11 protein-coding genes are annotated in these 14,539 nt (G+C 58.5%); 10 read left to right on the top strand and 1 reads right to left on the bottom strand.

The features are described from left to right. Window positions 1-22: 22 nt before the first annotated feature. The 6 genes from E8K88_RS10855 to trpA all read left to right on the top strand — a co-directional run bounded on the left by E8K88_RS10855 (window position 23) and on the right by trpA (window position 8,290). Complete coding sequence (locus tag E8K88_RS10855; protein ID WP_136406694.1) at window positions 23-994, top strand: Bug family tripartite tricarboxylate transporter substrate binding protein; 972 nt, start codon at window positions 23-25, stop codon at window positions 992-994. A gap of 281 nt (window positions 995-1,275) precedes the next feature. Beyond that, window positions 1,276-4,395 carry a motility hub landmark protein FimV gene (locus E8K88_RS10850; RefSeq protein WP_136406693.1) on the top strand — a complete coding sequence of 1,040 codons (3,120 nt, stop codon included), beginning with the start codon at window positions 1,276-1,278 and terminating at the stop codon, window positions 4,393-4,395. Window positions 4,396-4,556: 161 nt separating this feature from the next. After that, entirely contained in the window at window positions 4,557-5,405 is an 849-nt protein-coding gene (truA, locus tag E8K88_RS10845) for a tRNA pseudouridine(38-40) synthase TruA (protein ID WP_136406692.1), read from the top strand. 33 nt (window positions 5,406-5,438) lie between these two features. Further along, the gene (locus E8K88_RS10840; RefSeq protein WP_136406691.1) at window positions 5,439-6,203 is read left to right on the top strand and encodes a phosphoribosylanthranilate isomerase; all 765 of its coding nucleotides are present in this window, start codon (window positions 5,439-5,441) and stop codon (window positions 6,201-6,203) included. Further along, window positions 6,200-7,444: a tryptophan synthase subunit beta gene (gene trpB / locus E8K88_RS10835; RefSeq protein WP_136406690.1), complete on the top strand. Its 1,245-nt coding sequence runs from the start codon at window positions 6,200-6,202 to the stop codon at window positions 7,442-7,444. The genes E8K88_RS10840 and trpB overlap by 4 nt, the downstream gene beginning before the upstream one ends. 9 nt (window positions 7,445-7,453) lie before the next feature. After that, window positions 7,454-8,290, top strand: coding sequence for a tryptophan synthase subunit alpha (trpA, locus tag E8K88_RS10830; RefSeq protein WP_136406689.1), 837 nt, complete (start codon window positions 7,454-7,456; stop codon window positions 8,288-8,290). A gap of 73 nt (window positions 8,291-8,363) precedes the next feature. Here the strand turns inward: trpA and tsaD are convergent, their stop codons facing one another. Further along, a complete protein-coding gene (tsaD, locus tag E8K88_RS10825; protein WP_136406688.1) occupies window positions 8,364-9,458 on the bottom strand; it encodes a tRNA (adenosine(37)-N6)-threonylcarbamoyltransferase complex transferase subunit TsaD in 1,095 nt (364 codons plus the stop codon). A 262-nt stretch (window positions 9,459-9,720) separates the two neighbouring features. On the opposite strand from tsaD, the gene E8K88_RS10820 reads away from it, so the two are divergent. From E8K88_RS10820 to ligA, 4 genes are all read left to right on the top strand, one after another. After that, a complete protein-coding gene (locus E8K88_RS10820; RefSeq protein ID WP_136406687.1) occupies window positions 9,721-9,966 on the top strand; it encodes a GlsB/YeaQ/YmgE family stress response membrane protein in 246 nt (81 codons plus the stop codon). Between the two features lie 87 nt (window positions 9,967-10,053). Further along, window positions 10,054-10,587, top strand: a complete 534-nt coding sequence (locus E8K88_RS10815) for a hypothetical protein (RefSeq protein ID WP_136406686.1) — start codon at window positions 10,054-10,056, stop codon at window positions 10,585-10,587. 207 nt (window positions 10,588-10,794) lie between these two features. After that, window positions 10,795-11,919, top strand: a complete 1,125-nt coding sequence (locus tag E8K88_RS10810; protein ID WP_240754470.1) for a cell division protein FtsZ — start codon at window positions 10,795-10,797, stop codon at window positions 11,917-11,919. A gap of 445 nt (window positions 11,920-12,364) precedes the next feature. Continuing rightward, window positions 12,365-14,479: an NAD-dependent DNA ligase LigA gene (ligA, locus tag E8K88_RS10805; protein ID WP_136406768.1), complete on the top strand. Its 2,115-nt coding sequence runs from the start codon at window positions 12,365-12,367 to the stop codon at window positions 14,477-14,479. The last annotated feature ends 60 nt before the right edge of the window (window positions 14,480-14,539 follow it).

The raw sequence follows: 14,539 nt of genomic DNA, 5'->3' as shown, positions 1-14,539 counted from the left end.
TAAAGGACACCACAGCATGCGCATGCCATTTCGCTCTCTTGTATTAACAGCCCTGTGCATTACCGGACTGACCGGCATCACCGCCACCGCATACGCGGATACGGTCACCACCATTGTCGTGCCTTACGGTCCAGGTGGCCCGCTGGATACCACCGCACGCATTTTGGCTGAATCCGTCAAGGACAGTTTGGGCAATGTCATCGTTGAAAACCGTCCCGGCGCAGGTGGCAATATTGGCCTCAGCCAGGTCGCCCGTGCCAAGCCCGATGGCACAACTTTGGGCATTGCGGCTGTGGCGACCATGGCGATCAACCCTTGGCTCTACGCCAGCATGCCTTATGACGCGGCCAATGACTTCGCCGCCATCACCCCGATTGCCAGCGTACCCAATGTGCTGGTGATGAACAGCGAGCGCGCCAAGGAGCTGGGCATCGCCAATCTGCAGGACCTGATTACCTATGCCAAAGGCCATGCCAACCAGCTCAATTACGGCAGTGGCGGCAATGGCAGCGCGGGCCATTTGGCCGGCGAGCTGTTCAAGCAAATGGGGCAACTGGAGGCGGTACACATCCCCTACAACGGCGCCAATCCGGCCCAGCTGGCATTGCTGTCCAAAGAGGTCGATTTCAACTTCGACAACCTGGCAGCGGCGGCTGCCAATATCCGCTCTGGCAAACTGCTGGCATTGGCGGTGACCACCGAAGCGCCCAGCCCCATGCTGCCTGGCGTGCCCAGCATGGCACAAACGCTGCCCGGTTTTACCATCGACACATGGTGGGGTCTGGTGGCACCAGCCAATACGCCAGCCGACACCATTGCCGAGTTGAACAAGGCCTTCACACAGGCGCTGAAGTCCGAGCAGACCCAACAGCGTTTTGATTTACTGTTGGCACAACCCATCACCAGCAGCGCAGAGGATTTTGGCTCCTTCATGGATGCCGAGCGCCAGCGTTACGAGTCCATCGTCAAAGCTGCCGGGGCGCGCATCGATTAATTGCTGCAGCCAAAACGAGACAAATGACAAGATGAGCAGCGAAACGCAACTACATGATTTGTATTAAAAATGAACAAGCTGTTGCTGCAAGGCAACAAGCCGCTAGTTGTTTTTAATCGTAACAATCAAAGCCCAGCAATATTCTTGTCAGTCCATTTTATTGCTGCTATCGTCCTCGCTTCAAGGGCCTGTGTTTTGTGACAACTGCAGCGCCTGCACGACGGTTACACTAGCCAGTCAGCCGAGAATAACCAATATTTCTTACATATACATCAAAGCAAATGGCCAATACGTACCGCTGGAAACATTCTGCCCTTGCCGCTGCCATTTTCGTCGCCGCAGGCCTGCAACTGAATGATGCATCGGCACTGACCTTGGGACAGGTTCGTGTGCAGTCGAATCTGGGGGAGCCATTAAGAGCCACCATTCCTGTTTCCAACTTGACGCCAGATGAGGCGCAAACACTGCGTGCCAACCCGGCCTCGCCAGACGTGTTCAACGCCCATGGGGCCAATTACTCGGCCATCATGACGCAGCTTGAAGTGCGCTTGCAACAGCACAATGACGGCAACACTGTCTTGCAATTGAGCACAGCCGCACCAGTCAATGAGCCGTTTCTGGATTTGGTCCTCAACACCAGCTGGAATGGTGGCAGCGCTGTGCGCAGCTACGCGATCTTGTTAGACCCGCCTTCGGCCAAAGCCAAACAGGCCCCTATCAGCCCTGCACAAACCGCCCCGGCCTTTGCCCCTGCTCCAGCAGTGAGCAATACTAGTACTGCTGCTGCGCTTGCAGCAGCACCGGTAGGCGCGGCACCAGCCACAGCACGCATTGCGCCAAGCGCGCCGGTAGATACCAAAATGGATCCGACCGTGTACCAGCGTGCCTCTGAATGGATGCGCAGCCAAGGCCAGAGTGTCTCGGGCCAGGTGACCCCGGCGGCGCGCCCAACACGCGCTGCTACACCAGCGACAGCGACTGCCGCCGCACGCCCAGCAACTGCAGCAAACACCACTAGCGCAGTCACCACGCGCCGAGGTGACACGGCAAGCGCAATCGCTCGCCGGCATTTGCCCGCCAATGTCTCATTGGACCAAATGCTGCTGGCGCTGCTGCGCTCGAACCCGCAAGCCTTTGTGAATGGCAATGTCAACTTGCTGCGCGCAGGTGTCACGCTGTCCATCCCGAACGTTGACGAAGCCCAATCAGTCAGCCCACAAGAGGCCAGAAGCCTGATTTCTGCGCAAACGCGTGACTTCAACCAGTACCGCAACCAAATTGCACGCAAGGCGCCAGTTGCCCCGATGGCACCCCAAGCCGCGGACACGTCTTCTGGCATGGTCACTGCAGCGCCTACAGCGCCTGCAACCAATGCCAATAGTGACAAGCTGGAGTTGAGCTCGCAGCAAGCCAGCGAAGCACGTCGCGCCGAAGAGGCCCGCATTGCCACGCAACTGCAAGCCAAAGAAGATGCCGCGCGCAAGCAAGAGGCGGAAGAAAACACCCGCCGCATGGAGCAACTGCTCAAGGAAGCCAATGAGGCAGCGCAAACCGCGACAGCCTCTGCTTCAGCAGCAACGCCAGCTTCTGCTCCTGCCACAGCACCGGCCAATCCTGAAGCCACAGGCACCGCAGCCAATGGCCCCACAGCCAATGGCCCGACAACTGAAACCTCGCCTGGCCCTGCAGGCATCACAATAGAAGCCCAGGCTCCAGCCAACCTGCCAACGGCAGCAATCACCAACACGCCTGCCAACAGCGAGCCGGTTGCCCCAGGCGAGGACATCCCACCCACTGCGACACCAGAGGCCAGCACAACACCAGAAGCAAACCCGCAAGCGGCCACTACGCCTGCTCCTGCTCCTGCTCCTGCTCCTACTCCAAAACCTGCACCGGCCCCAAAACCGGCGGCACAACCTCAGCCCGCCCCTGCTCCAGCACCTTTCTACAGCATGTTTGGTGAAGACCCGCTGTTACCCGCTGCCGGTGGTGCCCTGCTGATCTTGCTGCTCGGCTGGGGCTACTACCGCTACCGCCAAGGGCGCAAGGACCAAGAGGTGGTCTACGAGAACAGTGGCAACGTGCCTGACTCCTTTTTCAATACAGATGGGACCAAAGTCGACAAAAATGCCACGCCTGCAACGGGCAACCATACCGGCAAATCAGGCCTCTCTACCGGCCTGTCGACAGGTGTCTCTTCGATGTCTTACTCGCCAAGCCAGATTGATGCGACGGGTGAAGGCGACCCAGTGCTGGAAGCCGATGTGCTGCTGGCCTACGGCCGCGACCAACAAGCAGAAGAGGTGCTGAAAGAGTCTGAAATCACCAACCCCTCACGCACAGCCATCAAAGTGCGCCTGGCAGAAATTTATGCCTCGCGACAAGACCGCATTTCGTTCGAGGCCAAGGCCCAAGAAGTGGCCCGTCTGACCGAAAAAACAGGCCTTGAGTGGATCAAGGTCGCAGAGTTGGGACGCAATCTGGATCCCAACAACGAGCTGTACAAGCAGATGGGATCGGCAACCCCAGCCGCGCCAGCCCCAGTCCAAGCCAATGCAACTGCGACATCAGCGTTTGCGCCTGCCGCTGCTCCAGTAGCACCTGCGCCCAGCCTTGCTCCTGCAGCTGCCGTGGCAGCCAGCACCAGCGCGTCTTCTGCAGCGCTGTCTGACCTGGGCCCACTGTCAGACCTGGACTTTGATTTTGAGCAATCTGCGACCAGCAAGCCAGGCAATAGCGCATTCGAAGAAAGCCGCTCAGGCGCGGTCTCAGCCGCAGCCAGCTTAGCGGATCTGGACTTCGATCTCAGCGAGCCCATGCCGCTGACATCGAGTGAGAAAAAATCCGACGAGGAACTCAACACCAACCGTGGTGAACTGCCTGCTATCAACAGCAACAGTTTGGAGTTTGAGAACCTGCTGCCGCCTAGTGCCAACAAGCTGGAAGTCAAGTCCCATGTGCCTGGCGTATCTGGCCTCGACAGCATCCGCTCTCCGCTCTCGGCTCCGCAGCTAGACGACTTCGGCTTTGACGAGCAGTCGCTGGGCACACCTTCGGGCCTGCCAACCGACATTTCCACAGCGCTGCCAAACCAAAGCTCCAATGATGACTTGTCGCACACATTGGATTTGGACTTGTCCAGCCTGACATTGGATGCGTACGACGACAAACCGACCAGTGATTCCCCGTCTTTCTCTAGCGATAGCACGATCGCCAACTTGGACTTGCAGGACTTTTCCTCCACCGACCCTCTGAGCACCAAACTGGCCCTGGCCAAAGAGTTCTTGGCGCTTGGTGACAGCGAAGGCGCCAAAGCGTTGGCCCAAGAGGTGCTGAATCTGGCCGACGGCGAGCTGCAACAGCAAGCCGAGCAGCTACTGAAAGAGTTAGACTCTCATTAACGGATTGCCGCAGCGCTGCCACCAGCCCTGCGCAGACGCTTGCCTGGTAAGCCAGGCTGCACCACTGCCACGCCGAAGCCTCCTGCTTCGGCGTTGTTTTTTCCACCGCTGCAAGCGAGAAAGTGTTTATGCTTGCGGCTTTTGCCACCCACACATCACCCATGCGAATCGCACTTGGCGTTAGCTACAACGGCAGCCCCTACCACGGCTGGCAAAGCCAGCCCGATGGCAACACGGTACAAGACCACCTAGAAGCGGCACTGGCCGAGTTTGCTGGCACGCCCATCTCGACCCTGTGCGCGGGCCGCACCGACACCGGCGTGCACGGCCTGGGCCAAGTGGTGCATTTCGACACACAGGTCGAGCGCTCAGAAATTTCGTGGGTGCGCGGCACCAACCGCTACCTGCCTGCCGACATTGCGGTGCAATGGGCCCGCGTCGTCGACACCAGCTTCCACGCCCGCAACCAGGCACGCCGGCGCCGCTATGCGTATATTGTGTTGCAGTCGGCCGTACGCCCCAGTATCGAAGCGGGCAAGGTCGGCTGGATCTTCACTGCGCTCGACGGCCCAGCAATGCAGGCAGCGGCGCATTATTTGCTGGGCGAGCACGACTTCAGCTCGTTTCGCGCTGCCGCCTGCCAGTCCATCACGCCCATCAAAACCATCACGGCCATCCACATCAGTGCCACGCCGCTGCGTCACCAGCATCCACCGGCCTCTGACAGTGAGCGCGCGATTGCCAGCTGCTATTGGCGATTTGAGTTTGAAGCCAATGCATTTTTGCACCACATGATTCGCAACATCATGGGCTGTCTGATCATGGTTGGCCAAGGCCACAAACGCCCAGAATGGATCAAGGAAGTAATTGCAGCACGCTCGCGTGATGCAGCAGCGCCCACCTTCTCACCCCACGGTTTGTATTTCCTTGGCCCACGCTATGACAGCCACTGGCAATTGCCCACTAGCTGTGCGCTGGAAGATTTTTTGCCCGGTAGCAGCCAGTTCTGATCGCCCCTGCCGCAGCACCCCCTCAAGGCCTTTATGACAGACACACTCACTACCGCCCAGCGCCAATGGCGCACCCGCGTGAAATTTTGCGGCCTCACGCGCGAAGCAGATGTGGCCGCAGCCGCACAAGCGGGCGCTGACGCCGTGGGCTTTGTACTCTACCCGGCCAGCCCAAGAGCTGTCACACCTGCGCGCGCCAAAGAATTGGCACGTTTGCTGCCACCCTTTGTGACGCCCGTGCTGCTGCTGGTCAACCCCACAGCCAGCGAAGTCGAAGCAGCACTGCAAGCCGTGCCCAACGCCACCTTGCAATTCCATGGCGATGAAACGCCCGAGCAATGCTGGCAACTCAGCGGCCAAGGCCAGCGGCCCTTTATCCGAGCAGCACGCATCCCTATCGAGACACCAGTTGGCCAAGCGCCGTTTGATCTCGTAGAATACGCGCATCAATTCTCGCAAGCACAAGCCATTTTGCTCGATGCCCATGTCACGGGCTACGGCGGCGGCGGACAGGCATTCAATTGGTCACTCCTTCCAACAAACGTCAGATCTCACCTCGTCTTAAGTGGTGGGCTCACACCATCAAATGTGATCGATGGCATTCATGAGCTGAGCCATCGCGGCCTGAGCTTGGCCGTTGATGTGAGCTCAGGCATCGAGGCCATTGGCCCAGATGGCAAGCCACGCAAAGGCATCAAAGATGCCCATACCATGCACCGATTCATAGCGGCCGTCACGCAAGCAGACGCGCAGCTGCGCGCCAACAGCGCACGCGCCGCCCAACAGGATGAGCAATGACAACAACCTACCAACAACCTGACCAGCTCGGTCACTTTGGCCCTTATGGCGGCAGCTTTATCAGCGAGACCTTGACGCACGCGATTGAAGAACTGCGCACGGCTTACGCCCATTACCAGCGTGACCCGGCCTTCTTGGCTGAGTTCGAATACGAGCTCAAGCACTACGTCGGCCGCCCTTCGCCGATCTACCATGCGGACCGCATGAGCCGCGAGATCGGTGGCGCGCAGATCTTCCTCAAACGTGAAGATCTCAACCACACAGGCGCGCATAAAATCAACAACGTGATTGGCCAGGCCATGCTGGCCAAGCGCATGGGCAAAAATCGCATCATTGCCGAAACTGGCGCTGGCCAGCACGGCGTAGCCACTGCCACCATTTGCGCACGTTACGGCCTTGAATGCGTGGTCTACATGGGTTCGGAAGACGTCAAACGCCAAAGCCCCAACGTCTACCGCATGAAACTGCTGGGCGCCACTGTCGTGCCCGTGGAGTCAGGCAGCAAAACGCTCAAGGATGCACTCAACGAAGCCATGCGCGACTGGGTCGCCAATGTGGACAACACCTTCTACATCATTGGCACCGTGGCTGGACCACACCCCTACCCCATGATGGTGCGCGACTTCCAAAGCGTGATTGGCAAAGAGTGCCTGGAGCAATTCCCGGCGATGAGCGAACACGTCAGACTGGCCGAATCCCAGCCCGATGCCGTCGTCGCCTGCGTGGGCGGTGGCAGCAATGCGATTGGCATCTTCCACCCCTACATCGACCATGCGAACACCCGCCTGATTGGTGTTGAAGCCGCCGGTCTGGGCCTGGATACCGGCAAACACGCCGCATCGCTGCAGCGTGGCAGCGCCGGTGTATTGCATGGCAACCGCACCTATATCATGCAAGACGACAATGGCCAGGTGATTGAGACACACAGTGTCAGTGCCGGCCTGGACTACCCTGGGGTGGGCCCAGAGCACGCTTGGCTCAAAGATATCGGCCGTGCCGAGTATGTCGGCATTGAAGACAGCGAAGCCCTGCATGCCTTCCACCACCTGTGCCGCACCGAAGGCATTATTCCGGCACTGGAATCGAGCCATGCGGTCGCCTATGCGATGAAGCTGGCCAAAACCATGCGCACCGACCAATCCATTTTGGTCAACCTGTCTGGCCGTGGTGACAAGGACATTGGCACCGTAGCCGGTCTGGACGATGGCAGCCTGTTTGCCGCATTGGGCAACAACGCATAAGGAGCAGCCATGACACAGAACCAATCCAACCGCATCGCCCAGTGCTTTGCCCAGTTAGAAGCGCAAGGCCGCAAAGCCCTGATTCCTTTTGTCACAGCAGGCTACCCCAGCAAAGCAACGACTCCGGCGCTGATGCACGCAATGCACGCCGCTGGCGCTGACATTATTGAGCTGGGTGTGCCCTTCTCTGACCCATCGGCTGATGGCACGACCATCCAAAAAGCCAGCGATGTCGCGCTGGCCAATGGCATTGGCCTGGTGCAGGTGCTAGAGCATGTGCGCAGCTTTCGCCAAACCAACCAAACCACGCCTGTGGTGCTGATGGGCTATGCCAACCCGATCGAGCGTTACGACCAGTTGCGCAACGAAGGGGACTTTGTCAAAGACGCCGCCGCTGCGGGTGTCGATGGCTTATTGGTCGTGGACTACCCGCCAGAAGAAGCCCATGCGCTGCACCAGCAACTGCGCGCCCAAAACATGGATTTGATCTTCCTGCTAGCACCGACATCGACACCCGAGCGTATGCAGCAAATCAACGCCATTGCCAGCGGTTATGTCTACTATGTATCGCTCAAGGGCGTGACCGGCTCCAAAGCACTCGATACGCAGCAAGTGGCCCAGGCTTTGCCACTGATCCGCGCGCATGTGAAGTTGCCTGTTGGTGTGGGTTTTGGCATTCGCGATGCGGTCACCGCCAAAAGCATTGCCCAAGACGCCAATGCAGATGCGGTGGTCATCGGCTCGCGCCTGATTGAGCTGCTGCGCGATAACCCAGGTGAGGCCGGTGTGCAAGCGGTGGCGCAGCTACTCAGCGACATGCGCCAGGCGATGGACAGCAAGGCATAAAGCCAGCTGCGGCAGACTCTCTGATGTGGTTGAGGCCCCATTTGCACCACTGCAAACGGAGCCTCACACCATTTCAGCTCGCCGCCTCAATCGCATCCAGAGGCCAGCGCGGCCTGACATCAAAACTCCAGTCCCGCGTAGCCTCTTGCAAACCAGCCTGCAAACGCATCGCCGCAGCCAAGGCAATCATCGCGCCATTGTCGGTGCACAAATGCAGCTCCGGGTAATGCACGCGAATGCCGCGTTTGGCACATTGTGCATTGAGCTGCTCACGCAACAACTGGTTGGCGCCCACGCCCCCTGCCACGACCAAACGCTTTAAGCCGGTCAGGCGCAAGGCCAGCAACGATTTTTTCATCAACACATCAACAATCGCCGCCTGGGTGCTAGCAGCCAGATCACGCTTGGCTGACTCCAAACCATCGCCAAGCTTTTGGATTTGCGTTGCCACTGCGGTTTTGAGTCCGGCAAACGAAAAATCCAGGTTCTCGCCACGCAGCAAAGGCCTGGGCAGCGCAAACGCTGCTGGATCGCCACCTTGCGCCAAACGCGCCAATATCGGCCCGCCCGGATACGGCAAGCCCATCAGCTTGGCTGACTTGTCAAACGCTTCGCCTGCGGCATCATCAATGGTTTCACCCAGAATCTGGTACTGGCCCACACCATCGACCCGCATCAACTGTGTGTGGCCGCCCGAAACCAGCAAGGCCACAAACGGAAACTCCGGCGGATCGGCGCTCAGAAAAGGCGACAGCAAATGCCCCTCCAAGTGGTGCACACCAATCACAGGCTTGTTCAAGGCCGCGCCCAGGGCACAGGCAACCCCTGCACCCACCAACAAGGCACCAGCTAGGCCGGGTCCTTGGGTATAGCCAATCACATCGACATCGCTCAAGCTGCATTGGGTATCACGCAAGACCTGTTCGGTCAAAGGCAAGACACGCCGAATATGGTCACGGCTGGCCAACTCGGGCACCACACCGCCATACAGCTGGTGCATATCGATCTGGCTGTGCAGCGCATGGCCTAGCAACTCGGGCACCGGTAAGGTGGCGTCTTGCAGGTCGTGGGGCTGGGTGCGAACTAAGGCCACTCCTGTCTCATCACAAGAGGATTCCACCCCAAGCACAAGTAAAGGGTGGCGATTGGCATCTGAATGTCTGGTCATGGTTTTCACTCAGCGCGCACTGCGAATGAGCAAGGAATCTGTAGGGGAAAAATAGCGTCAGTACGCGCATATCACCGCATAGTGTAGCCTGAGCACTGATTGGATGCTGAGCACACCGATCGTGTAAGCTGAATGCATATGCGATGCGTTTAAGCAACAATCAGGCATGTGCCAAGCGCTTGAGGGCTCAATCCGAGAACTTTCCCGCAGGCGATTGCATCAAAGCGGCTTGCAGCCGCAACCATTTACGAAAGGACTGACGATGGGAGTTATTTGGACCATTTTGATTGGCTTGCTGGTTGGCCTTGTGGCCCGTTTCCTCAAGCCCGGCAGTGATCCGATGGGCTGGATTATGACTGCGGTGCTAGGCATCGCCGGCTCGTTTTTCGCACAATTCTTAGGTGTCAAGCTGGGCTTCTACCAGGCTGGTCAAAGCGCGGGCTTTATTGCCTCGGTCATTGGCGCCATTTTGCTATTGGTGATTTGGGGTTTTATCGCCAAGAAATAAGTCTGTGAACGTGTTTGCAGCTTTGCTGTCAAACACGTTCATGCCCCCTCTAACAGAAACACCCGATTGATTGCCAATCTGCCAGCTATGAAACTGCGGTCTAAGCCTTCAACGCCCAGCGCCATGGATTTGGCGCAAGGCAACCCACACCTTGAGCAAGCGGTTGCGCGCAGCAAGAAGATTTTGCATAAAAAAGCCTTGATGGCTGCTGTCGCCAGCTCAATCCCAGTGCCCGGCCTGGACTGGGCCGCCGATGCGGCCTTGCTGACCAAGCTGATTCCACAAATCAACCGTGAATTCGGCCTCACACCCGAACAAATTGACGCGCTGCACCCCGAGAAAAGAGAGCAGGTGCAAAAAGCCGTCGCCATGGTCGGCTCAGTCTTGATTGGCAAGTTCATCACCCAAGAGATGGTGGTGAAACTGGCCACCAGCATCGGTGTGCGCATGACCAGTAAGCAAATCTCCAAATTTGTTCCGTTTGTAGGGCAAGCGGTGTCTGCCACCATCGGCTATGCTGCGCTGCGCTACCTGGGCGAGCAACACGTGCGCGAATGCGTCGAAGTGGCCAAACAAGCCGAGTTGGCACTGCCAAACGCCGCCCGAGGCCGCCCCTTATAACAGCCTGGCCCGGCCGGCGCCAGCCCCTCTTACAGAAAAATATCTGTGGATGACTCGCCTTTGCAGGTGTGAGACATTTCTACAATAGCAATTACTATGAGCACCTTGCAAATCACACTGATCCTATTGGGCCTTTTAACCGTTGTGGCTGTCATTGGCTATAACGCTTGGTTCAGCGCCAGGCACGCGCCGCGCAAAGCGCGTCCCATGTCTGAAGAGGATGAGGATGAGACGTCTGCATCCGTGCTGCAGGAGCGGCAGGACCCATCTTTAGAAAGTTATGCTGCCCCCATTGTTGAGTATGGCGATGAAACGCCTGCCTTGAATGGCCAGCCCCAAGCAGCAGGCAAAAAAGGCCTGTTTGGCAAAGGCCCGCACAACTTGGCTGAACCCAGCTCGGACGGCCTGGCCGCTCGCCAGTCGCCAACGCTGACACCAGAGACACCAGAAAAACCAGTCCCAACGGCCAGCGAGCCTGCGCCAACACCGCAGACTGCAATGCTGGCGGCCTCGAGCGAATTTGACAGCTTGGTATGCAGCATTGTGGCTTTGGAGCTGGATAAGCCCGTCTCTGGCGACGCCGCACTGGCGGCCCAGGCACCCACGCGTCGCATTGGCAAAAAGCAGTTCCTGGTACAAGGCTTTAACTTGCAAACCCAGCAATGGGAGGCACCGCGTGCAGGCGCGCGGTACAGCCAGTTTCAAACAGCCATTCAACTGGCCAACCGCCAAGGTCCGCTCAACGAGATTGAATTCTCTGAGTTTGTGCTCAAGTCACAGGCCTTTGCCGATGCGATTGGCGCTGAACCCGACTTCCCCGACATGCTGCACGAGGTCGCTCGCGGGCGTGAGGTTGACCAATTTGCGGCCCAAAACGATGCCATTTTGAATCTGATGCTGGTGGCGCAGCGCGCGACCTGGAGCCCCGGTTATGTGCGCCAAACTGCCGCACAATACGGCTTCAAATCCTCGGTCACACCAGGTCGTTTGGTGCTGCCAGCAGTTACACCAGGTTCGCCGCCGGTGCTGGTGCTCAGTTACGATCCGCAAGCGGCGATGGCCGATGATTTGGACCATGCGCCTGTGCATGAAATCTTGTTCTCCTTGGATGTGCCCAATGTAGACCGCAATGAGCATGCGTTTGAGCGCTTGCGCAACATTTTGGACAGCATGGCTGCCACCATGGATGGCGCGGTAACGGATCCGGAAAGCCGCAAACTGCCAGCGATGGCGCTGGACTCGATCGGCGCCGACATGGAGCGCTTGTACGAAGCGCTGGAGTCGCGTGGCATCCCTGCCGGCAGCCCTGCAGCGCTGCGCCTGTTTAGCTAAGAACGTGTTTACGATCTTTTCACAGTCGCGCAAGGCACAAAAAAGAGGCAGTGCCAGGCGCCTGTTGCAGCTCATACGTCTGTATGAACAAAACGGGCAACGCCGCAATGCGCTTTTTTGAGCCTTGCCCTTCGGGTTGGAGCCCAAAAGGCGCACTGCTTTGTTAAAAATCCTCGCCGGGCAGATAGCCCGACTGCGGTTTTTGCCGCGCATTGCATCCTTTTGGGCTCCAACGCGGTCTGCGAAAAGATCGTAAACACGTTCTAAGAACCTGTTCACGGCTTCAGACATCCCCCACACCGGGCGGCATGCATGCACAATAGGCTGCGCTTGGCGCAGCCTATTGCATTGCAGCCCCCACTAAAATGCCCTGCAATGACCAATGACCAGCCCCTCAGAGGCTGGCTTGGCATTGTCGCTCCCCATTCTCGAAGAAATACCCAGCATGCCAGACTCGACCATGTCCTTATTCCCAGACCCGCAAGCCCCAGCCACCACCATTGAAGCTCTGCGCCGGCAACTGCAGAGCTGGGAGCATGCCTACTATGTACTGGACACACCGTTGGTGCCCGATGCCGAGTTTGACCGCGTCTTCCGTCAGCTGCAGGCGCTCGAAGCCGAGCACCCGGAGCTGGTCACACCCGACTCCCCCACACAGCGCGTTGGCGGCAAAGCAATGGAAGGCTTTAGCACCGTGCGCCACCGTGTGCCTATGCTCAGCATCCGCACCGAAACCGATATCACGGCAGCAGGCGCCAGTGCGTTTGATGCCCGTGTACGCAAAGAACTGGGACTTGAGCCTGGCGATGAGCCTGTGCAATACCAGGCCGAGCTCAAGTTCGACGGTCTGGCCATCAATCTGCGTTATGAACACGGCTTGCTGGTGCAGGCCAGCACCCGGGGTGACGGCGAAACCGGTGAAGACGTCACGCACAACATCCGCACTGTGCGGCAAATACCAATGCGTCTGGGCACGGACAGCCCCCCTGAGGTGGTGGAGATTCGTGGCGAGGTCTATATGCGCCGCGACGATTTTGAGGCCCTCAACGAGCGCCAACGCGAGCGCATTGCCCAGGGCGAGAAAAACGAAAAAACTTTTGTCAACCCGCGCAATGCCGCTGCTGGCGCGATCCGCCAACTCGATGCCTCCATTGCGGCCCAACGGCCCTTGTCGTTTTTTGCTTATGGCTGGGGCGAGCTCAAAGGCTGGAGCGACCAGCCCGCCACCCAATCGGCCACCTTGGATGCATTTGCCAGCTGGGGGGTGCCCGTCAGTGCCGATCGCACCACCGCTACAGGCGCTGAAGATCTGGTGGCGTTTCACACAGCAATTGGCCAGCGCCGCGACAGCCTGCCGTTTGACATCGATGGCGTGGTCTACAAAGTCAACCGCCTGATCCTGCAGCGCGATCTGGGTTTTGTCTCACGCGAGCCGCGCTGGGCTGTTGCCCATAAATTTCCAGCGCAAGAAATGCTCACCACGGTGCTGGCGATTGATATCCAAGTGGGTCGCACAGGCAAACTCACACCGGTCGCCAAGCTGGCTCCGGTGTTTGTCGGCGGCGTGACCGTGACCAATGCAACGCTGCACAACGAGCTGGAAGCCTTGCGCAAAGATGTGCGCGTGGGCGATACCGTGATTGTGCGCCGCGCCGGTGATGTCATTCCCGAAGTAGTTGCCAGTGTGCCGGACAAGCGCCAAAGCGATGCCCCCGTATTCACGATGCCGCTGCACTGCCCGGTCTGCGGCAGCGATGTGGTTCGCGAGGAAGGCGAAGCCGACCACCGCTGCACTGGCGGGCTGTTTTGCTCGGCCCAGCGCAAGCAAGCAGTGATCCACTTTGCCAGCCGCAGAGCGATGGACATTGAAGGCCTGGGCGACAAATTGGTTGACCAGCTGGTTGAAGGCGGCCACATCCAGTCGCTGGCCGATTTGTACCGCCTGACGGCCGAGCAATGGGCTGCGCTTGACCGCATGGGCGAGCGCTCTGCCTTGAACCTCGTTGCGGCATTGGAAAAATCCAAAACCACCACGCTGGCGCGCTTTCTTTTTGCACTGGGTATTCGCCATGTAGGCGAGCGCACAGCCAAAGAACTGGCTGCACACTTTGGCAGCCTGAGCGCCCTGATGGGCAATGACCCCAGCCAAGCGGCCACCCAGGAGCAACTGCTGGCGATTCGCGACATCGGGCCAGTCGTCGCGCACAGCGTGCACACCTTCTTGCAGCAAGCGCACAACCGCGAAGTGCTGCAAGACTTGCAAGCCCAAGGCATTCACTGGCCAGAAACCGATGGCGCCAGCCAGGACTCTTCGGCCAAGCCTCTGAGCGGCCAAACGATTGTGCTGACAGGCACGCTGACCCAGATGGGCCGAGATGAGGCCAAAGACCGCCTGGAAGCCTTGGGAGCGAAAGTTTCTGGCTCAGTGAGCAAGAAAACCCATTACGTTATTGCCGGCTTGGAAGCTGGCAGCAAGCTCACCAAAGCGCAAGAGCTGGGCGTGACGATTTTGGACGAAGCGGCTTTTCTAGCCTATTTGCAACAATTGGAAGGCGCCTGAGCGCCAACTCAAAGAACCTGTTTACGATCTTTTCGCAGACCGCGTTGAAGCCCAAAAGGA

It is taken from the genome of Lampropedia aestuarii (assembly GCF_004803635.1).
Classification (GTDB): Bacteria; Pseudomonadota; Gammaproteobacteria; order Burkholderiales; family Burkholderiaceae_C; genus Lampropedia; species Lampropedia aestuarii.
This window is presented reverse-complemented; position numbering and strand designations above follow the sequence as displayed.